At 40.4% G+C, this 20,892-nt stretch carries 22 protein-coding genes; 8 read left to right on the top strand and 14 right to left on the bottom strand.

What is annotated here, in order from left to right:
- Positions 1–6: 6 nt before the first annotated feature.
- Together FC36_RS02255 and FC36_RS02250 are read right to left on the bottom strand one after the other, a co-directional pair.
- On the bottom strand, positions 7–1,371 hold the full coding sequence (locus tag FC36_RS02255; protein ID WP_035188830.1) for an SLC45 family MFS transporter: 1,365 nt from the start codon (positions 1,369–1,371) through the stop codon (positions 7–9).
- A 154-nt stretch (positions 1,372–1,525) separates the two neighbouring features.
- Positions 1,526–2,527, bottom strand: coding sequence for a LacI family DNA-binding transcriptional regulator (locus tag FC36_RS02250; RefSeq protein WP_025021435.1), 1,002 nt, complete (start codon positions 2,525–2,527; stop codon positions 1,526–1,528).
- A 425-nt stretch (positions 2,528–2,952) separates the two neighbouring features.
- Here FC36_RS02250 and FC36_RS02245 point away from each other — a divergent pair, with 425 nt between their 5' ends.
- On the top strand, positions 2,953–3,201 hold the full coding sequence (locus tag FC36_RS02245) for a hypothetical protein (protein WP_025021434.1): 249 nt from the start codon (positions 2,953–2,955) through the stop codon (positions 3,199–3,201).
- Between the two features lie 187 nt (positions 3,202–3,388).
- Here the strand turns inward: FC36_RS02245 and FC36_RS02240 are convergent, their stop codons facing one another.
- The 3 genes from FC36_RS02240 to FC36_RS02230 form a co-directional block, all read right to left on the bottom strand.
- Entirely contained in the window at positions 3,389–3,619 is a 231-nt protein-coding gene (locus FC36_RS02240) for a hypothetical protein (protein ID WP_056986685.1), read from the bottom strand.
- Between the two features lie 480 nt (positions 3,620–4,099).
- On the bottom strand, positions 4,100–5,479 hold the full coding sequence (gene argH, locus FC36_RS02235) for an argininosuccinate lyase (protein WP_025021198.1): 1,380 nt from the start codon (positions 5,477–5,479) through the stop codon (positions 4,100–4,102).
- A gap of 2 nt (positions 5,480–5,481) precedes the next feature.
- Positions 5,482–6,690 (bottom strand): argininosuccinate synthase, encoded by a 1,209-nt coding sequence (locus tag FC36_RS02230; RefSeq protein WP_025021199.1) that lies wholly within the window; start codon positions 6,688–6,690, stop codon positions 5,482–5,484.
- A 265-nt stretch (positions 6,691–6,955) separates the two neighbouring features.
- On the opposite strand from FC36_RS02230, the gene argC reads away from it, so the two are divergent.
- The 7 genes from argC to FC36_RS12580 all read left to right on the top strand — a co-directional run bounded on the left by argC (position 6,956) and on the right by FC36_RS12580 (position 12,811).
- Positions 6,956–7,981 carry an N-acetyl-gamma-glutamyl-phosphate reductase gene (gene argC / locus FC36_RS02225; RefSeq protein WP_025021200.1) on the top strand — a complete coding sequence of 342 codons (1,026 nt, stop codon included), beginning with the start codon at positions 6,956–6,958 and terminating at the stop codon, positions 7,979–7,981.
- 18 nt (positions 7,982–7,999) lie between these two features.
- Positions 8,000–9,184 (top strand): bifunctional glutamate N-acetyltransferase/amino-acid acetyltransferase ArgJ, encoded by a 1,185-nt coding sequence (argJ, locus tag FC36_RS02220; RefSeq protein ID WP_025021201.1) that lies wholly within the window; start codon positions 8,000–8,002, stop codon positions 9,182–9,184.
- A 13-nt stretch (positions 9,185–9,197) separates the two neighbouring features.
- On the top strand, positions 9,198–9,929 hold the full coding sequence (gene argB, locus FC36_RS02215; RefSeq protein ID WP_025021202.1) for an acetylglutamate kinase: 732 nt from the start codon (positions 9,198–9,200) through the stop codon (positions 9,927–9,929).
- 8 nt (positions 9,930–9,937) lie between these two features.
- Complete coding sequence (argD, locus tag FC36_RS02210; RefSeq protein ID WP_025021203.1) at positions 9,938–11,107, top strand: acetylornithine transaminase; 1,170 nt, start codon at positions 9,938–9,940, stop codon at positions 11,105–11,107.
- Positions 11,100–12,155 carry an ornithine carbamoyltransferase gene (argF, locus tag FC36_RS02205; protein WP_025021204.1) on the top strand — a complete coding sequence of 352 codons (1,056 nt, stop codon included), beginning with the start codon at positions 11,100–11,102 and terminating at the stop codon, positions 12,153–12,155. Before argD ends, argF begins: the two co-directional genes overlap by 8 nt.
- 129 nt (positions 12,156–12,284) lie before the next feature.
- On the top strand, positions 12,285–12,428 hold the full coding sequence (locus FC36_RS11525) for a ribbon-helix-helix domain-containing protein (protein WP_081781982.1): 144 nt from the start codon (positions 12,285–12,287) through the stop codon (positions 12,426–12,428).
- 257 nt (positions 12,429–12,685) lie between these two features.
- Positions 12,686–12,811 carry a hypothetical protein gene (locus tag FC36_RS12580; protein ID WP_263640304.1) on the top strand — a complete coding sequence of 42 codons (126 nt, stop codon included), beginning with the start codon at positions 12,686–12,688 and terminating at the stop codon, positions 12,809–12,811.
- Positions 12,812–12,923: 112 nt separating this feature from the next.
- Here FC36_RS12580 and FC36_RS02200 read toward each other — a convergent pair whose 3' ends face one another.
- From FC36_RS02200 to FC36_RS02160, 9 genes are all read right to left on the bottom strand, one after another.
- Complete coding sequence (locus tag FC36_RS02200; protein ID WP_025021205.1) at positions 12,924–13,238, bottom strand: metal-sulfur cluster assembly factor; 315 nt, start codon at positions 13,236–13,238, stop codon at positions 12,924–12,926.
- A gap of 29 nt (positions 13,239–13,267) precedes the next feature.
- Positions 13,268–14,701 carry a Fe-S cluster assembly protein SufB gene (sufB, locus tag FC36_RS02195; protein ID WP_051527999.1) on the bottom strand — a complete coding sequence of 478 codons (1,434 nt, stop codon included), beginning with the start codon at positions 14,699–14,701 and terminating at the stop codon, positions 13,268–13,270.
- The gene (sufU, locus tag FC36_RS02190; RefSeq protein WP_025021207.1) at positions 14,701–15,138 is read right to left on the bottom strand and encodes a Fe-S cluster assembly sulfur transfer protein SufU; all 438 of its coding nucleotides are present in this window, start codon (positions 15,136–15,138) and stop codon (positions 14,701–14,703) included. The genes sufB and sufU overlap by 1 nt, the downstream gene beginning before the upstream one ends.
- Positions 15,128–16,357, bottom strand: a complete 1,230-nt coding sequence (locus tag FC36_RS02185; RefSeq protein ID WP_025021208.1) for a cysteine desulfurase — start codon at positions 16,355–16,357, stop codon at positions 15,128–15,130. Before FC36_RS02185 ends, sufU begins: the two co-directional genes overlap by 11 nt.
- A complete protein-coding gene (sufD, locus tag FC36_RS02180; protein ID WP_025021209.1) occupies positions 16,341–17,543 on the bottom strand; it encodes a Fe-S cluster assembly protein SufD in 1,203 nt (400 codons plus the stop codon). The genes FC36_RS02185 and sufD overlap by 17 nt, the downstream gene beginning before the upstream one ends.
- A 1-nt stretch (position 17,544) precedes the next feature.
- Positions 17,545–18,336, bottom strand: a complete 792-nt coding sequence (sufC, locus tag FC36_RS02175; protein ID WP_025021210.1) for a Fe-S cluster assembly ATPase SufC — start codon at positions 18,334–18,336, stop codon at positions 17,545–17,547.
- Positions 18,337–18,734: 398 nt separating this feature from the next.
- Positions 18,735–19,169, bottom strand: coding sequence for an Rrf2 family transcriptional regulator (locus tag FC36_RS02170; RefSeq protein WP_025021211.1), 435 nt, complete (start codon positions 19,167–19,169; stop codon positions 18,735–18,737).
- 48 nt (positions 19,170–19,217) lie between these two features.
- Entirely contained in the window at positions 19,218–20,066 is an 849-nt protein-coding gene (locus FC36_RS02165) for an NAD(P)H-binding protein (protein WP_056986684.1), read from the bottom strand.
- Between the two features lie 138 nt (positions 20,067–20,204).
- Positions 20,205–20,753: an FAD-binding protein gene (locus FC36_RS02160; RefSeq protein ID WP_056986683.1), complete on the bottom strand. Its 549-nt coding sequence runs from the start codon at positions 20,751–20,753 to the stop codon at positions 20,205–20,207.
- Positions 20,754–20,892: the final 139 nt, after the last annotated feature.

The following is a 20,892-nucleotide window of genomic DNA, read 5'->3' as shown; positions in this document are numbered from 1 at the left end:
TTTCTTTTATTCTTGGTAAGTTTCTTTAATAAAGCCTACACTCAAAGCACCTAAAAGGATGGCAAGTGCAGCCACAATGAACATATGACCTTGTACGCCACCTAAAGCTGGGTACAATGAAAAACTCAATACAGAAGCAATAATTTGTGGTAAACAAATGCAACCGTTGAATAAACCAAGGTAAGTCCCCATTCGCTTACCGGATAAGGCATTAGTAACAATGGTAAGTGGGTAAGTGTTCATAGCAGCCCAGGCAATCCCAACTAAGATAAATGAGAAAATCAAAGCTGTCTTAGAGTGTATCATAAAAATGGATGCAAAACCGATTGCACCAAGGAATAAACTTCCTGCATAACCAGCCTTGTGGTATTGGTTAGGAATCTTAGCTAAAACATAAGACCAAACAACAGCCGCAATCGATTGCACAGCCGCTAAAATTCCATACCAGTTACCTGCTGCTTGATAACCCGCACTTGTAGCATCAGTTGTGTGCCAAACATTTTCAGCGATTGTCCCTGTTGAGTAAGTCCAAAGGTATTGGAAACCAAACCAGCAGAACAATTGAACTAAAGAAACAGTCCAAAAGGCTTTCGGTGCTTTCTTCAAAAGTTTAACGAAACTTTCTGATTCTTCATTATCTTCAACCGCAATTCCATGGTATAAAGCATAAGTATCTGGATCATATTCTTTAACCTTGGTAATTGTTAAAGCACTTGTTAAAACTAGAAGTGCAGCTCCAATGTAAAAAGCCCAAACAACAGAATTTGGAACAACCCCTTTAGCTGCTGTATTAGAAACACCAAATAGGGTTAACAAAAATGGAAAAATTGCAGCTAACACAGCTCCGGTATTAGATAAGAAGGATTGGATTCCATACGCATAGCTTTTTTGGTCATCATTGACCATGTCACCCACCATCATCTTGAATGGTTGCATAGCCACGTTTGATGATAAGTCAAGTAACGCAACGGTGATCGCCCCAAACCATAAGGCAGCAAGCGAGCCATAGCCAAAGCCAAAACTACCAGAATTAGGTAAAAGCATCATTACAATTACAGCTACGATTGCCCCTAACAAGAGGTAAGGTAAACGTCGTCCCCCTAACTTGGGTAACCAAGTTTTATCAGAATATTTCCCAACAAGCGGTTGCACAATTAAACCAGCAAGTGGTGGTAAAATAAAGAACCAACCTAAATTATTGGGGTCAGCCCCCAATGTTTGGAAAATCCGACTCATTTGTGATGACTGTAAAGTAAAGGCCGTTTGAACCCCTAAAAAACCAAAATTAATCATCCAAATCTTACTGCTTGCAAGAGTTGGTAACCCTTTGGTAGGCTTTTCGTCAACGTCTGCATGGTGATGTGTACTCATATCCATCTATAAAACCCCTTTCAAAAATCAGTAACATTCAAAAGTAAGCGCTTTTCCTTTTACAAGTATGATATTACCACCTTGTGCAATCGGTTGCAATAGTTTTTTTAAAAAAAGTTGCATTTCTGCAAAATTTTTCGTAACAGAAATGCAACTACTTGTATTGAGATGATTCTCTTTCAATAATTTTATGAGGTACGATAACTGAATTTTGCTTAAGTTTCAAAAGCTTATCTTCCCAGTTAATCACCAAAGCCGCTGCTTCTAACCCTAAAAAATGTGGGAAAATATCCACTGACGTCAACGGCGGATTAGAAATTTGGGCAAAAATTGAATTATTAAAGCCTAAAATTCCATATTTTTCACTAGCTACTTGTCTTTGAACATCCAAGGCTAATAAATCATCACTAGCAATAAAGGCATCAACATTTGGATTTTCTTTTAAAAATTTTTGAACCAAGCCTTGATTTTTTTGAGGATTAGTCGAATTAAGTTTTAGAAACGTGTCTTCTAAACCTTTAACTCGCATAGCTCTTTGATAACCCAAATAGCGGTCACTTTGAACAATTTCCATTAAATTAGAATAAACAAAAGTCGGATTAGTGTAACCTTTTGCAAATAGGTACTCAGTTGCATCTGATCCCGCTTTGATATTGTCATTATCAACAAAGTAAACACTATTTTCTCCCAATTCATAAGGTGTTCCAATCACTACATAGCGTAGATTTTTTTGACTCTTAACATAATTTAAAACTGGGTCATTAGCCACTGAGTAGGCAAAGATAAAACAAGTCACTTGACCTTGCTCAATCAACATTTTAGTATTTTTTAAAAGCTCTTGGTCATTTAATCCAGATGCTACTGTGAGCATATAGCCATGTGCATTGCAAATTTCTGAAATCCCTTGAATAATTTGGATAAAAAATGGGTTATCACTAACATCTGCTTGGTTAGCAGGTAAGATAATTCCCACTAAATTATTACTCTTATTAGCAAGGTTTTGAGCTGTAAAACTGGGAGAATAATTTAATTCTTCCATAGCAGCTCGAACTTTTTTCTTAGTCGCTTCACTAATCAAGGGACTATCATGCATTGCTCTGGAGACCGTTGAAGGTGCCATTCCCACAAGCTTGGCTACATCTTTAATCGTCGCCATCGCCATCATCCTTTCAATATCATTTAGCTGAACCTTTTTCTATTTTATTGTACCAAAAATATGCCTTGATACTTATCTAAATCCAATTATTCTTGATAAACTTTGAAAAAGGATGGTTGTGTCATCACAATCCTCCTTACGACAGACCGTTTAAGACGATGGTCAGTTACATGACAACATGAAGAATACCGCTCACGAACTCAGCCAAAGGAGCGATTTTTTGGACTCTTTACGAAAAGCTGTGGATTCCTAGAATAGCAGACCACAGCTTTTAATGTTTAGTAGATTGTAAAATCATGGCAAGTATAATGCTTTTTTCTCTGTAGTTATTTTAATTTAATTTTCGTTTAAAAAGAAAAAATAACATGATATAATATAGACTGGACGCGGTACGGTGGCGACCCTTTTTTGAAAGGAGTGATGCTATGGCAATGGCAAATAGTATTAACTTCAATAATAAAGAAAGGAGTAACCACCGTATGGATAAGTTTTACTTATTCGTCGGAGTTGTCGGTTATTTAACTGTTTTGGTAATGGCTGTTAATGAGTTACTAAACGTATTAAATATTACGTTAGATTTAGTGACTGTGTTATTCAAAAAAACGGTTAGATTAATTGATATTTGGCGAAAACTTTGTAAGAGTTTAGCTGAACAAAAAAATAACCGTCATTAGACGGCTGATTAGTTAATAAAAACAACAAGGTCGTCACCGACCAGTCCTTAGAGGTAAGTGTTAGCAGCACTTGCCTCTTTTCATTTACCATTATAGCTTTAAATTCAATAAAAAGCAATACTAACTATTATTTTGATGGCGGAAAGTTTTAGTGGACATCTCTCCTCCCATGCACTAACACTGGGATTTATAGATTTATCATTTTTTGATCACCAATTTTATCAAACATCTGTTGAATACTACGAGCCTCCGAGACTACTTTATACGTGGTATCTAGGTATTTATCTGTCATTTTACCCTTGCGGGTAACTCTTTTATCAAAATCAACCGCTCGTTGACTTTTACGCTTTTGGTATTCTAAGTGACAGTATTTATCATAAATATCAACTTTGTTGATTAGGCAACATCTAAAGAACATAACACTATCTAGTCCTTCTTTTGACCATACGCATGGTCTCGAACTATCTCTTTCAGCAACCCAATGACTTATATGTGCTTCTGTTGAGTCACCACAATAATTTTTATCAAATATACTTGAACTTAAAAATTTTATGTCATGACTTAGGACAGAACCAAATTATTGTTGTATAGTAGTGTTAAGCATAATAAAAAGCCTCCTAGAGTATTTGTTTCAACTATATTTTACCACTAGGGGGCTTTTTTTATTCAATTTCGTCTACTAAAACTTTACGCGGTCTTCGTGCATGTAGGCTGATTACCTAAAAGCACTGGAAGGAAACTCCTTCATGAATCGTCTTTTATTCGTCATTTTCATTGTGCCTACAGGTACAGTCAAAAAGGTGCTTAAGAAGTTACTTAAGTCTTTACTTGAGGAATAATTAAGTGCCAGGTGCTATCTTCGGATAGTACCTTTTTTATTTTTTAGCGCTTTATTCCCCTATTTCAATAATTCCTGGGCACGGATAATTTCGGCTTTGATTTGAGCAAAACCAGTGCCACCTAAAGAGTTTCTTCTTTCAACGGCCACCTTGCTTTCCAAAGCTTGATAGACGTCAGCTTCAATTAAAGGTGAAATTTCTTGATACTTCTCCAAAGGAATCTCCTGTAACATCGTATCAGTTTGAAGACCAGACAACACTAATTCTCCCACAATTTCATGCGCCTGTCTAAATGGCATCCCCTTATTAGCGAGATAGTCGGCTAATTCCGTAGCGTTGGAGAAATCCCTTTGCGTAGCTTGAGCCATCTTCTCCTTATTAATAGTCGCCGTCGCTAACATTTCCTTCAGCACCTTAATGGCTGGCAGGATCGTCTTGACCGTGTCAAAGACCCCTTCTTTATCTTCTTGCATATCCTTATTGTAGGCCAAAGGCAAAGACTTCATAACCGTCAAAAGCCCCATGAGGTTGCCATAAACCCGCCCCGTTTTCCCACGGACAAGTTCTGCCATATCTGGATTTTTCTTTTGCGGCATAATTGAAGAACCAGTCGCATAGGCATCTGAGAGTTGAAGGTAATTAAATTCATAAGATGACCAAAGAATGATTTCTTCACACAAACGGGATAAGTGCATCATCAAAATTGAGGCATTGCTGAGAAATTCCAAGGAAAAATCCCGGTCGGACACAGCATCTAAACTGTTATGGTACACCTCCGTCAAACCTAACTTTTGGGCGGAAAATTCCCGGTCAATGGGAAAAGTCGTCCCTGCCAAGGCAGCCGCCCCTAGAGGTGAAATATCGGTATGTTGGTAATTGAATTCAAAGCGCTCCACATCTCTTTGTAGCATATTGAAATAAGCCATGAGATAGTGGGCATAAGACAAAGGTTGTGCGTGTTGCAGGTGCGTGTAACCCGGCATAATAGTCTCGACATTTTCTTGGGCTAACTTCAAAAGCACAGCTTGAAAATCTTTAAGTTCAGCAATAATCATTCCCAAACGTTTCTTCAAATACAGGTGCAAATCAGTGGCCACTTGATCGTTACGACTCCGTGCCGTGTGGAGTTTACCGGCTACCGGTCCAATTTCATCAGTCAGAATTTTTTCCAAATTCAAGTGAATATCTTCATTCGCAATGGTAAAATCTAGCTCACCTTGCGCCAATTTGGTTTGTAGCTTGTGCAAACCCGCCGTAATTTGGGCGGTTTCTTCCGTTGTTAAAATCCCGGTCTGACCTAACATGGCTACGTGAGCCAGCGAGCCTTCTAAATCTTCAGCGGCCATGGCTTGGTCGAATTGAATGGAGGCACCAAAGGCTTGTACCCAGTCGGAGGCCTCAGCGGTAAACCGCCCACCCCAAAGTTTATCCGTTGCCATAATTATTCACCTTGATTCTTCGCTTGCACTTGAGCAGAAACTTGCGTTGGTAAGCCCCAAAGTTTAATGAAACCTTGCGCTGCTTCTTGGTCAAATTCGTCGGCTGAAGTATAGGTAGCCAAGTTCTTATCATATAAGGAGTTCGCTGACTTCCGTCCTAAGATAATAATATTACCCTTGAAAAGCTTTAACTTGATTTGGCCGTTAACTACTTTTTGACTTTCCGTCACGAAGGCCTTCATGGCTTCCATTAATGGTGAGAACCAAAGAGCATTATAAATCAATTCCCCAATCTTTTGGTCGATTAAAGGCTTGTAGTGACCTAAATCACGTTCAAAGGTAATGTCTTCTAAAGCTTTGTGAGCCTTCAATAAGACGGTGGCTGCCGGTGCTTCGTAAACTTCCCGAGACTTAATCCCAACTAAACGGTTTTCGATGTGGTCAATCCGACCAATGCCATGCTTACCAGCTAATTTATTTAAAGTCATAATGATTTGGGCCGGTGTCATTTGTTCATCATTTAAAGCTACTGGAATCCCCTTCTTAAAGGTCAAGACAATTTCATCTGCTGTATCCGGCGTATTTTCCAAGGCTTGGGTCATATCAAAGGCATCTTCTGGCGCTGAGACCCATGGATCTTCTAAAATACCAGCTTCATTCGCCCGCCCCCAGATGTTAGCGTCAATAGAGTAAGGACTATCCAAGTCGATTGGCACAGGTACATCGTGTTCCTTAGCGTAGGCAATTTCTTCTTCCCGTGACCAGTGCCAATCCCGAATTGGCGCTTCAACCTTCAAACTTGGGTCCAAGGCGTGAATGGCAACTTCAAACCGGACCTGGTCGTTACCTTTCCCAGTACACCCATGCGCAATAGCAGTTGCACCTTTTTCATGCGCTAATTCCACTAATTTCTTGGTAATCAAAGGCCGGGACAAGGCAGAAACCAATGGATAAATACCTTCATAAACTGCATTGGCTTGTAAGGCAAACATCAAGTAGTCTTTGGCAAATTCTTCTTTAGCATCTAAAACATAAGCTTCACTAGCCCCTACCTTGAGAGCTTTATCATGAATAAATTGTGGATCTTTATCTTGTTCACCAACATCAATACAGCATGCAATCACATCGTAACCTTTATCTTTCAACCAAGGAATGGCTACTGAAGTATCTAATCCACCGGAATATGCTAAAATAATTTTTTCATTCTTCATATTATAAGTCCTCTTTTCATTTTTATTCATTAATTCTGAAATCTATATTTTTAATTTACATCGTTTATGCATTAAAGTCAAGAAATATTTAATGTTTTTTGTATAAATATCCCAAAATATTTTTTCTACTATAGAGAAACCATCTCATTTTTGTTTATACTCAATATTATAATTTTTATTCAAAAATATTGAATTTTTAGGTTGACTTTTGCATAAAATATCGTTAATATGAATTTCATCAACTTAAGAAGTAGAGGTGAATGTAATGAAAATTGCACTTGTTGGGGTGACGGGTTATACCGGCGCCACCCTGTTTAAACTCCTAAAACAACATCCAAAGGTAGATGAAGTCCGCTTGTACGGGCGATCTACTCCTAATGATGATGAATTAGCAGCACTTTTACCGGGATTCCGTCATCTCAGTTTGCATATTCATGAATATTCATCTGTGAATATTATGCAAGAATGTGACTTAGTTTTCTTTGCTACACCAGCTAAAGTTACCAGTCAATTGGCCTTAGACTTTATCCAAGCTGATTTCCCCGTGATTGATTTATCCGGAGATCTCCGTCTTAAAAACTCCGCTGACTACGAACGCTACTATCAAGCTCCCGCTGCTCCAAACCAAGCTTTGCAGGCCGCTTGCTATAATTTAGCGGATTTAAGACAGCCTCAAAGTAATTACATCGCTAACCCTGGTTGCTATGCCACAGCGACCTTGCTAGCCACAATTCCTTTATTAGCTGCCGACTTAATTGACCTTGACTCTTTGATTGTCGATGCTAAATCAGGGCTTTCAGGGGCGGGTAAAAAACTAACGACCTCTTCGCATTATGCCTATATTAATGAAAATTCACTTCCATATAAAGTAAACCAACACCAACACATTCCGGAAATCATTCAGGAACTCCAAACATGGCAACCAGCATTCAAAACCTTGCAGTTCACAACAACTTTAATTCCCGTTACGCGGGGAATTATGGCTTCGGTTTATGCCAAACCTAAAAAGCCTCTCAGCCAAGCTGAGCTTTACCAAACTTTCGCGGACTTCTACCAAGATAAACCCTTCGTCCGTGTCTTAAAAGATGGCTTCCCTAGTCTTAAAGAAGTGGCTTATTCAAACTACACCGATATTGGCTTGGCCTATGATGAAGCAAGCCATACGATTTTTATCTGTAGTGTAATCGACAACCTAATGAAAGGTGCCAGCAGCCAAGCCATCCAAAATATGAACTTATTATGCGGTTTTCCCCTCGAAACCGGTTTAACTGCTTTACCAACATTTTTCTAAACGAAAGGATTCAAAGATATGAAAGAAATTGATTTTAAATGGCCTCAAGGCTTCACTAGCGATGGGCTTCACATTGGCCTCAGAAAAAAGAAACTTGACTTTGGCTGGCTCGTTTCCGAGACTCCTGCGGCTTGTGCCGGAGTTTACACCACCAACCAATTCTGCGCTGCACCTACAGCTTTATGTAAAAAAATTGTATCCGAAAACCATCAACTTCAAGCCTTGATTGTCAATTCCGCCATTGCTAACTCCTGCACCGGTCAACAAGGGATTGACGACGCCTACGCTGAACAAGACATGGTCGCTGCTAAATTAGGTATTCGTCCTAATTTAGTCGGGGTTGCTTCTACAGGTTTAATCGGGGCCTTCTTGCCTATGGATAAGATTGCCGCTGGTATCGACCAATTGACCCACACGACTTCGGCCAATATTTGCCAAGCGATTTTAACCACCGACACCCATCCCAAAACCATCACGTTAGAATTCGAAATTGAAGGCCACACTTGTTTAATGACAGGATTTGCTAAGGGATCTGGAATGATTCATCCTAAAATGGCGACCATGCTGGGCTTTGTTACTACCGACGTTACTATTGACGGCCTTGATTTACAAGCCCTCTTAAACGAAGAAGTTAACCAAACCTTTAACCAAATTACCGTTGACGGTGATACCTCAACAAATGATATGGTCTTGGTCATGGCTAACGGTCACAGCCAAGCACCACAAATTTTACCAGCGACACCAGCTTACCAAAGCTTCAAGGACGCCCTCCACCAAGTTTTAACCCATTTAGCTCAAGAAATCGCCCGGGATGGCGAAGGAGCCACTAAATTAGTGGAAGCCAATGTTAACGGAGCTCAAACAGCTAGGGGCGCCCAACAAATTGCCAAGGAAATCGTCGGCTCCAACCTGGTTAAGGCCGCTATTTTTGGCCAAGATGCCAACTGGGGACGAATTATCTCCACCATCGGGGCTAGCTCCGTACCTATTAATCCTCAAACTGTCGATATCAGTCTCAACGGTCACCCCGTGGTCCACCACAGCCTGGGATTGGCTTTTGACGAAGCCGAACTCAAAGCCACTTTAAGTGCTGATAAAATTACCATCGACGTTAACCTCAACAATGGGTCCGCCCAAGGGCAAGCCTGGGGTTGTGACTTAACCTATGACTACGTTCAAATCAACGCTTCTTACCGGAGCTAGGGGAGGAATTTTTATGCACCAAGATTTAGTCATTATCAAACTCGGCGGCAACGCCCTCTTAGATTTATCCGCCACCTTTTTTCAACAATTACATGCTCTCAAAGCTGCTGGTCACAAAATCATCCTCCTACACGGCGGGGGGGCTATGATTTCAGACCTCAGCACCCAACTTAACTTACCGGTTAAAAAAGTCGCCGGTATCCGTGTAACCGATGAAGCGACTCTAAAAGTTACCAAAATGGTGCTTTTGGGACATATGCAGCCCCTCTTAGCTCAAAAACTCAGCCAGGCCGGCTTCAGCGTAACTTGCCAAAATGCCGCTATGAACCACCTTTTAACTGGTGAATTCCTAGATTTTGAGACTTACGGTTATGTCGGGACCATCACCCAAGCCAATCACGAAGCCCTCTTAAACTTCGACAGTGATATTTTAATCCTGGCTCCCCTGGCTCTCACGCCTGACGGCCACTGGCTCAATGTCAACGCCGACCAGGCAGCTTGTAATTTAGCCGCTATGTTACAAGTTAAACAACTTTACTTATTAACCGACGTTGCCGGTGTCTTAAATCAAGGCCAGGTTCTACCTTCTTTGAATCAAAAAGAAGCCTTAGCCCTCTGCCAAAAAGAAGTTATTACCGCTGGTATGCAGCCTAAAATCAAGGCCGCCTTCCAAGCCAAACACGCCGGCGTCCAGCACGTTTTTATTACCAACACCCTCCAAGCGAGCGGAACCAGTATTCAATAATTGAGGTGATTTTTATGCAACATATTTTTCCAACTTACAACCGTTTTCCTTTTGAAATTGTCGCTGGCGATGGTTACACCCTAAGTGACCAAAATGGCAAAAATTATCTGGACTTTACCAGTGGAATTGGGGTCTGCAACCTGGGGTACAACCACCCAATTTTAAACCAAGCCGTTGCGCAACAATTAAACCAGGTTTGGCATACTTCTAACCTTTACAATAGTCAACTTCAAGAAGCCGTTGCTACTATGTTAGTTCCAGACGAAAGTTATCTGGTTAGTTTTTGCAATTCTGGTACTGAAGCTAACGAAGCAGCTTTAAAACTCGCCCGTAAATCCAGCGGCAAGCAAACTATCTTAGCTTTTGACCACTCCTTCCACGGCCGAAGCTATGGTTCTCTCTCCGTTACTGGAAATTCCGCTATCAAAGTTGGCTTCGGAGAAATGTTACCCGGGGTAATCTATGCACAATTCAACAATTCCGCTGCCCTAGACCTTATCACTCCAGATTTAGCCGCAGTCATGCTAGAAGTCATCCAAGGTGAAGGCGGGGTAAACGTCGCTGACGCTGACTGGCTCCAAGCCGTGGCTGCGAAGTGCCAAGAAAGTGGTGTCTTGTTAATTGTTGATGAAGTTCAAACAGGAATGGGACGGACTGGTAGTAAGTATGCCTTTCAACAATTCGGCATCGAACCCGATATTTTCACCCTAGCTAAAGGTTTAGCTAACGGAATTCCTGTCGGTGCCATGGTCGGAAAAGCTAAACTAGCCTCCGCCTTTGGTCCCGGTAGTCATGGTTCGACTTTTGCTGGCAATCCTTTAGCCATGGCCGCTGCTAAAGAAGTTCTTCAAATTATGGACCAGGACTTCCTGGCCTGTGTCCATGAAAAAGGTCATTTCTTCAGTACTTATCTCCAAGATAAACTTACTCAGCTAGATTGTGTTACTGATATTACTGGTTTGGGGATGATTCAAGGAATTCACTTAAAAGAAACTGTTCCTGTTGGTCAAGTAATCTTAGACTTACAAGCCGCTAGGCTATTGACAATCTCTGCTAAGAATAATACTTTGCGTCTCTTACCACCATTAACTATGCCCGCTTCTAAGCTCATGGCTGGTTGCGACCTAATTCAAGAAACCCTCGTTAATTATGCTAAGAAAGGAACTGCCAATGAATAATCACTTTTACCAAAAATCCTGGCTGAAAGAAATCGACTTCAACCAAGCCGAACTAAATTACTTAATTGATTTTGCCCTCCACCTCAAGGAGCTCAAGCAAAAAAATATCCCCCACCCTTACCTCCAAGGCAAAAACATCGCCCTCTTATTTGAAAAAACTTCCACCCGAACCCGCAGTGCCTTTACCGTTGCCGCTAATAACTTGGGGGCTCATCCCGAATTTCTCGGTAAAAACGACATCCAGCTAGGCAACAAAGAATCTGTCGCCGACACCGCCAAGGTTTTAGGATCTATGTTTGATGGCTTAGAATTTCGTGGCTTCAAACAAAGCCATGTCGAAGACCTGGCCCGTTATAGCGGGGTACCCGTCTGGAATGGACTGACTGATGACTGGCACCCCACTCAGATGATCGCTGACTTTATGACCCTTAAAGAAGTTTTCGGTAAACTTGAAGGCCTGACTTTAACTTATGTTGGAGATGGGCGCAATAACATGGCTAATAGTCTTTTGGTAACCTCTGCTATTTTAGGTGTTAACTTCAAGCTTGGTGCGCCCCAAGACCTCCAACCCGCTCCTGAAATCGTCGCCTTAGCCCAAAAACAAGCCCAACTAAGCGGAGCTGAAATCTTAATTACTGACGACCCCAAAGAAGCTGTCCAAGGTACGGATGCCATCTACACCGATGTCTGGATTTCTATGGGAGAAAACGTGGACCCCAAGGAAAGAATTAGCCAACTGTTACCTTACCAGGTTAACCAAGAACTTCTAGCTGCTAGTGGTAAGAGTACCACCATCGTCCTCCACTGCCTACCGGCTTACCATGACCAAAATACCAGTCAAGGCCAAAAGTTGGCCAACGAATTTGGTCGTAGTGAACTAGAAATTACCGATGAAGTCTTCTTAGGCCAACAATCTTACGTTTTCCAAGAAGCAGAAAACCGTCTCCACTCCATTAAAGCTATCATGGCCGCCACTTTAGGCGAACTCTTCATCCCCAAAGAATTTTTCAATGACCGTTTAAAATCATCCGAAAATTTTGTTGAGTAAATGGATAAATTTTAGCTTTTAATCCATAGTGATAACTAAGTTAAGCTATTATTTTTATTGATTTTCACCTCCTTATTTAGTATAGTTATATTATGGTTAAAACATACTCAATTACACAAGGAGAGCGCTATGGCTGAAGATAAAAAAAGAGTAAACATCTATATGAGCGTTGAACTTAATGATAGATTAAAAATACAAGCAGTCAAGGAACATTCATCTGTTTCAGAAATATTATCTAAATTAGCTAAAGAATATTTAGATAAAACAAAATAGCTCTTACAAGCTATTAAGGGGAGCATAAATCCCTCCACTAAAGTAGGAGGATTTACGCTCCTTTTTCATTAAACTGCATAATTATATACAATTTTATCTGCATACTTTTGATAGCAAATTTTTTTATTTCGTATGTAAGCTTATTTTCCTTAGGTTTACCTTGTTTACTTAAATTTTGATAGTTTATTCACCCGCCATAAGAAGAATTTTTGTGTTAGAATTGTTAATAGCGTTTAACGGAAGCGGAGGGTGCAATTATGTTAGAACAACTTTCAACAGAAGAATTAGTACACAAGGTTATGGCCGAAAGACAATGTAGCTTAGAAGATGCTGTCTCGCTACTAATGGAATTAACTAAACCAACAGATTCGTCACTAAAATAATTAGCTTATACTAAGGCTAAAAAAACTTATACTTGAAAAACCTTAAGAAATTTGATTTCTTAAGGTTTTTGATTTTTTCAGAAAAGCTAGTTATTTCCTAGCCTTTAGATGACTAAACAATACCCAATGCGATTTTAGCTTCTAAGCTCATTCGGTCCATAGACCAAGCCGGGGACCAAACCAGGTCAATTTTGCATTCGTCAATACCTTCAACCGCTAAAACAGCCGCCTTAATATTACTTGCTAAAAGTTCTCCTACAGGACAGCCCATCGTGGTTAAAGTCATCTCTACTGTGCAAACCTTAGCTTCAATTTTAATTTCATAGATTAAACCTAAATCAACAATATCTACTCCAAGTTCCGGGTCGATAACTTCCTTTAAGTTGGCTAAGACTGCTTGAACTACTTTTTCTTCGTTTTCTGTCATGAAAGTCACCTCATTTTATTGCACAATGCCTATCCCACAGAACCAACCATTTGATACTTGATTAAGCGGTTCAACTCAACAGCGTATTCCATTGGGAGCTCTTTAGTAAATGGTTCCAAAAAGCCCATAACAATCATTTCAGTGGCTTTTTGTTCGGAAACGCCACGACTCATAAGGTAGTAAAGTTGATCTTCCGAAATCTTAGAAACTTTAGCCTCATGTTCCATAGAAACTTGGGCATTTTTGACCTCATTATAAGGAATAGTATCACTAGCAGAAAGGTCATCCATGATGATCGTATCACATTCAACGTGAGACTTAGACCCTTTGGATTCTTCGTTGAAAACCACCTGGCCGCGATAGTCAACCCGCCCACCGTCTTTACATAAAGATTTAGAAACAATTGATGAAGAAGTATTTTTAGCATTGTGAATCATACGCGCCCCAGTATCAGAATGAATATTTTTACCGGCAAACGCGATTGACAACATGGTTCCATGAGAACCTTCTCCATTTAGATAGACGCTTGGATATTTCATGGTTACCTTCGAACCAAGGTTTCCGTCCACCCATTCCATCGTGGAATTTTTAGAAGTTATGGCACGTTTAGTTTCCAAACTGTAAACATTGTTGGACCAATTTTGGATAGTGGTATAACGACAGTAGCCATCTTCAAGGACATTTACTTCAACCACGGCTGCATGCAAACTGTCTTCAGAATAGTTAGGCGCGGTACATCCTTCAACATAGTTAATTTTCGCGTCCTTATCAACAATAATTAAAGTCCGTTCAAATTGACCAGAGTTTCCAGCATTAATTCGGAAATAACTTTGAACAGGTACATCAAGTTTTACACCTGCTGGAACATAGATGAAAGTCCCCCCTGACCAGACCGCAGAGTTTAAGGCTGCCAACTTATTATCATCTGGTGGGACAAGTTTGCCAAAGTATTGACGTACCAAGTCAGGATATTCTTGAACAGCAGAATCCATATCTGTGAAAACAATACCTAACTTGTCAAATTCTTTTTTCATACTGCGGTAAACTACCTCTGATTCGTATTGAGCTGAGGACCCGGCTAAGTATTGTCTTTCAGCTTCTGGAACACCCAATTTATCAAAAGTCTCTTTGATTTCATCAGGAACATCATCCCAGGACCGCGCCACATGATCAGTCGGTCTTTGAAAGTAAACAATTTTATCCAAATCAAGTTCACTTAGGTCTGGACCATGTTTAGGCATTTCTAACCTTTTATAAATATCATAAGCTTTCAACCGAAAAGCTAACATCCAGTCGGGTTCGTTTTTAGCTTGAGAAATCTTTTTGATAACGTCTTTTGACAAACCCTTCCCCGTAGTCATCAAGGGAGTGAAATTATCTTTAAATCCATATTTGTAGTCATTTCCGATGGCTTTGATTTCGTCATCAATTTGGACTTTTTCTTCTAATTTCTTTTCATCCATTACTTTTCACCTTCTTCGATTGCTTGGTAAATCCCCTTCCAGGCCAGGGTTGCACATTTAATCCGGGCTGGAAAGTCTTTAACTCCTTCTAATAGAAGCGCATCTCCTAAAGTTTCTTCATCAAAGCCTTCTTTGCCAGTAACCATATCTGAAAAAGCCAAGACAGTACGTTTGATTTCTTCGCAACTCTTATTCATAACAACATCCGTCATTAAAGAAGCTGACGCCTTAGAAATCGTACACCCTTGCCCACTAAAAGCCAGATTTTTAACCTTGCCGTCTTTTAGTAAAACTTCAAGGTCTAAGCTATCACCACAAGTCGGATTTTTTAAATGAATCTTATGCGTAAATTTTTCCAAATGCCCATAATGGTGGGGATGCATTGCACTTTCTAAAATCACTTGTCGGTATAGGTTTTGTAGGTCATCAAAAGCCATTTTCAAAAAACTCCTTTGCTTTGATAATTCCTGTAACTAACTTATCACAGTCCTCTTTAGTATTGTAAAAATACAGACTTGCTCTTGCACAAGCTGGGACATCAAGCCAAGCCATCAGCGGTTGGGCGCAGTGATGACCCGCCCGCACAGCAATCCCTTGCATATCAAGAACGGTAGCTAAGTCATGCGGATGAAGACCTTTAAGATTAAAGGAAACAATTCCTGAAACCCGTTTTTTAGGTCCATAAATCTCTAAACCTTCAATTTCTTGTAGACGATTTATGAGGTAAGTGACTAATTTTTCTTCATAAGCTTGAATGTTATCCATTCCTAATTCAGTCAAGTAGTCGATTGCTACCCCTAAACCAATCGCACCAGCAATATTAGGCGTGCCCCCCTCAAATTTATAGGGAGCTTTAGCATAGCTGGTTTCATATAAGCCAACCTCGTCAATCATCTCTCCTCCAAATTCAAGGGGCGTCATCGCATCCAGAAGGTCACTTTTAGCCCATAAGACACCAATTCCAGTTGGACCTAACATTTTATGCCCGGAAAATGCATAAAAATCAAGGTCTAAGTTTTTTAAATCGACTTTCATGTGAGGAGCTGCTTGAGCTCCATCCACCGCAATCAAGGCTCCATTTTTATGAGCTAAGTTTGCCAAAGATTTGACATCATTAATTGTCCCTAAGACATTGGAAACGTGGTTGATGGCCACTAAGGCTGTTTTTTGACCAATCTTTTTATCGGCATCCTTTAAATCTAAACTTCCATCAGTGTTTAAATCAATGTAAACAAGTTTTAAGCCCTTTTTCTTTGCGAGATTTTGCCAAGGAACTAGATTACTATGGTGTTCCGCACAAGATAGGACAATTTCTTGACCCGCTTGAAAATTATTCATTCCAAAGCCCGCTGCGATAAAGTTCAGAGATTGCGTCGTCCCCTTGGTAAAAATGATTTCTTCAACTTTCGGCGCATTTAAGAACTGGGCCACTTTTTTTCGCGCCTGTGCGTAAGCATTGGTTGCTCTTTGGGAGAGATCATACACCCCGCGGTAAACGTTAGCATTGTCATTTTGATAGTAAGCTAGCAGTTTATCAAGCACCACTTGAGGTTTTTGGGTAGTGGCAGCATTGTCTAGATAAACTAGTTCTTGCCCATGCATCTTACTTTGAAGTAAAGGAAAATCTTTTTTGATGTTATCACTTATACTGACCATCATAAACCTTCCTTTCTACCAGCTCACTGAGCTCGGCACGAAATTCTGGTAAAGGAAGTTCGTCAATCACCGGTCCCAAAAAGGCTCTAACAACCAATCTTTGGGCATCTTTACGCGAATATCCTCGGCTCATAAGATAATATAATTGCTCTTCATCAACTTGCCCAACAGAAGCGGCATGACCGGCGTTAACTTCATTATCATCAATTAATAGAATAGGGTTGGCATCGCCACGAGCATGGTCAGATAACATCAAGACCCGGTTTTCTTGCTGAGAGTCACTACCATGAGCCCCATTTAAAATATGTCCGATTCCGTTAAAGACCAAACCAGACTCTCCTAATAAGACCCCATGTTGAAAGATGCGGGCGTAAGTATTTTGTCCGTAATTGGTAACCTTCGTTTCAACGCCTTGCTTTTGAGAGTCAGTCGTAATAGCAATTACCTTGCTGATACCTTGAGCACCAATTCCCTTTAAATCTGAATCAAAATCATTAACTACATTACCGTCATTTAAACATCCCAAGGCCCAATCAACTTCTGCGTCCCGACCAACCGTGGAGATACGTTTTAAGTAAGCCGTCGTTTGTTTAGCCAAGCGGTCAACCGCAATGAATTTCACTTTACTATTAGTTAAGGCTACCACTTCTTCAATAATATTTGCGCAGGATTTTTTCTCACCTAAGCTTTTGCGGTTTTCAAAGTAAGTAAATTCACTATTTTGTCCGGCAACAATCAAAAGGTGGTGGACATATTCCGCACTATGTTGATAAAAAGTAACGGTTAAAGGCTTTTTTAGGCGCACATTTTTAGGAACATAAATAAATAGCCCGCCTTGAAGATTCAAAAAGTGTTCCGCCAAAAGTTGGTTTTCTTTAGGATCACTGGCCTTAGTCATAAAGTACTCTGCAAGTAAATCACTATGTTTATTCAAAGCCTCTTGCCAATCACAAACAATTACCCCGGCAGCTAGTAGTTCTTTAGGAAGGACATTTTTTTGAAGATGACCATCAACTTGAATAATTGTTTGGCTCGCATCATCTGCAACTACAGGAGTAGCGCTGAAAGGGGCAACTTCAGCCATATTTAAGCCCCAATCACTATAGTCAATCTTTGCAAAAGAAGGATTTTTTAAAGTTGGTAATACTTCTAAGACTTCTTGTCTTCTTTTTTCAAGCCAGCTCATCTTATTCACCTTCGTCCGTAAGTTCAATCTCTAAACCAAGTTCATCTCTAAGACCGACATACCCTTCTGCTTCAAGTTTTAAGGCTAAATCAGGACCACCAGTCTTAACAATCCGTCCATCCATCATAACGTGGATAACGTCAGGTTTGATGTAGTTTAAAAGGCGTTGATAGTGCGTGATAACTAAAGCACTGAAATCATCCGAGCGCATAGCATTAACCCCTTTGGAAACAACCCGCAAAGCATCAATGTCTAGTCCAGAATCAATTTCATCAAGCATGGCAATCTTAGGTTTAATCATCATCATTTGTAAAATTTCATTACGCTTCTTTTCCCCACCAGAAAAGCCTTGATTTAAAGACCGTTGCGCCATTTCAGGTTTCATATCTAAGAAATTCATTTTTTCAGCCAATTCTTTAGCAAATTGGCGATAAAAAGCTACTAAAGACCCTTTTTCTTCATCCGACCGGCGAGCTTCAATCGCCCCCCGAATAAAATCAGCATTTGTCACACCGGGAATTTCAGTTGGATATTGCATGGTTTGGAAAAGCCCTAAACGAGCTCGTTCATCAACTTCAAGCTCCAAAATAGACTGACCGTCAAGTAAGATATCTCCTTGCGTAACTTCAAATTTAGGGTCACCCATAATCGTTGAAGCTAAAGTTGACTTCCCAGTTCCATTAGGTCCCATGATGGCATGAATTTCCCCAGCAGGAATGTCAAGGTTTAATCCTTTTAAGATTTCCTTTCCTTCAATATTTACATGTAAATTTTTAACAGTTAGTTGTACCACCGTAATCCCTCATTTCTTATTTTAGGTGCTTATAAAGGTTACTTTTTTGTTCCTCAAACTTGTTAATAGAAATTAAGCCCTCGTCTGCTTCTACTATCGTTTTTTCATTAATCTTTATTATCTCTTCGGCAGTTGAATACGTCATGAGCTTCCCCTATTTATCCTTTGAAAAGTCTAATGCTTCTTTATTTTGAGTAAAACTCCTTTCTAAAATTTCTTAAAAACGGTTGTCTTAAATTGCGGCATAACACACTTCCTCGTAATATATTTATTGTACCAAAGTATATACAGAATCCCAAAAATTACACAGGCAAACTACCAAATTATTATACTGTATTTTTGACCACTAAAAAAAGTCTGCGGGTAAATCAATTACCCACAGACTTTTGTGTACAAAACTATTTTACATTATTACTACGTTTCACAATCCCATCCACAATGTCTTGGATGGTAACTTGGGCCATTTCCTGAAAAGCTGCTTCCTCAACTCGCCGGTAAGCCTCATCTAGCGTAGCTTGAATATTAGCCCCCACCAGACAGTTAGGGTTGGTTTTAGGATCCACATGGAGCAGATTTTGATTCATATCTAAAGCCTGGTAAACCTCTAGTAAGCTAATCTTCGCCGGATCCTTGGCTAAACTTGGCCGTGCGCTACCTTGTCGGGTATTAATCATACCCCCAGCCTTCAAGTCTCGCATTAAATTACGAACCACACTCGGATTTGCCTCAATACTCGAGGCAATCATGCGACTAGATAAATCCGCATCATTTTGGTTAATTTCCAGATAAGCTAAAATATGGATAGCATCACTTAATTTATAAGAAAATTTCATTCTGACCACCTTTTTACAAACTTATCCTTCCATTATAACAAAGAATCTTTAGGCAAGCACTTCTTTGATAGCTTCCACCAAATCGGTTACTGGATGACCTAAGACCTCTTCTAAATCATTTTCAGGATGATTCAAGGAACCATCTGCAATTGGGGCTTGGAAGGAAGCAAAGAGTTCGGCCGTCGCTTGGTCCAAGCCTGAAGTCACCAAATCATCCACATAGGCAGCTTCTGTCAAATGAGCCACGTCAAATTCTTTTCCAGTTGCTTCTTGCAAAGCTTGCGCTAATTGAGCATAGGAACGGATTGGACCTGCAAATTCATAAACTTGCTTAGGATTTTCACTAACTAAAACCTTAACTGCTGCTTCAGCGTATTCTCTTTCCAAAGCCCAACCGGCTTTATCGCTAGCCCAGTAAGTAATTTGTTTCCCTTCAGAACCTGCTTTCAAGAAGTTAATTTCATTTTCTAAATACCAGTTGTTCCGTAAGATACTGTAATTCAAGCCAGAATCTGCTAAGAGTTTTTCTGTTAACTGGTGGTCGCTAGCTAAAGCATTTGGTGATTCTTGGGCGTGAGCAAAGCCGGTGTATGCTACATAAGAAACGCCAGCTTGTTTTAAAGCTGTGACTACATTTTCATGTTGCTGACTCCGAGGAATCGCTTGCCCCGGTTGCGATGAAATGAAAAGCACGCGATCAGCCCCCGTTAAAGCTTGTACTAAAGGGTCAACTTCATCATAAGCCGCTTGCCGAACTTCAAACCCTGGAAACATTTGGGTAGCTTTTTCTTCATTTCGTGCGATAACAATCACATTATCTTGCCCAACTAAATCCGCTAATTTCTTAACGGCTATTTTACCAAAGTTACCAGTAGCTGCAGTAATTGCATATTTCATATTCTTTTTCCTCACTTATTGTTTTATTATTTACAAGAATATAATACCACATGTTATTTTAAAGTCAACAACTTTTTGACCATGACATTAAAAAAGTGCTAGCAATCATCTAAAAAGTTGATTACTAGCACTTTTAATTTAATGTTGCGAAGCACCTGATGTTTCGTCAACATCTACTTGCATATTTTTCACCGGGGCACTTGTTGCTGGAACTGCCGTTTCTCCCAAGACAATGCTCCCCGTTGCAGCGTGACGGCCTGCCAAACGACCGAAAGTTTGGGCATGGCTCGCTGCTAAACCTGGCACGCGATCAGGATAGCTACCAAAGAAGAAACCACCACTATCATTGCCCGCCGCATAAAGGTGCTTGATTGGTTCATACTTGTCATTGACTACTTGCATATCATTGTTAACCCGCAAACCGTCAAAGGTACACAAGATGCGGCCCCCTAAGATACATCCATAGAATGGCTTCTTATCCACTGGCGTCAAGCGGTAAGGTTCCTTACCGAAATCTTTATCCATATTGGCCACCACCAATTCATTATTGCGGGCCACCGTCTTTTTCAGATTTTCAACTGGCAAGTGGAGCTTTTCGGCTAACTCTTCAATGGTATCAGCCTTAACCACCAAGCCCTTATCGACATATTGTTGGGTATCTTCCATCAATTTTTCAGCACTGGCCATGTAGCCTGGGAAACCTACCCGAGCACAGCCTAAAGTGTGGAATTGCTTGGCGTATTCGCCATAATTATCATCCCAAATTACCGCGTCAACTACCCCCGAACAAGTTCGGGGGCTTGTAACTCACGACACTTGCGTGTCA

Origin of the sequence: Ligilactobacillus equi DSM 15833 = JCM 10991, assembly GCF_001435735.1 — a bacterium.
Taxonomy (GTDB): Bacteria; Bacillota; Bacilli; order Lactobacillales; family Lactobacillaceae; genus Ligilactobacillus; species Ligilactobacillus equi.
The sequence above is the reverse complement of the archived record's forward strand: the minus strand, read 5'-3'. Positions and strand labels throughout refer to the sequence as shown.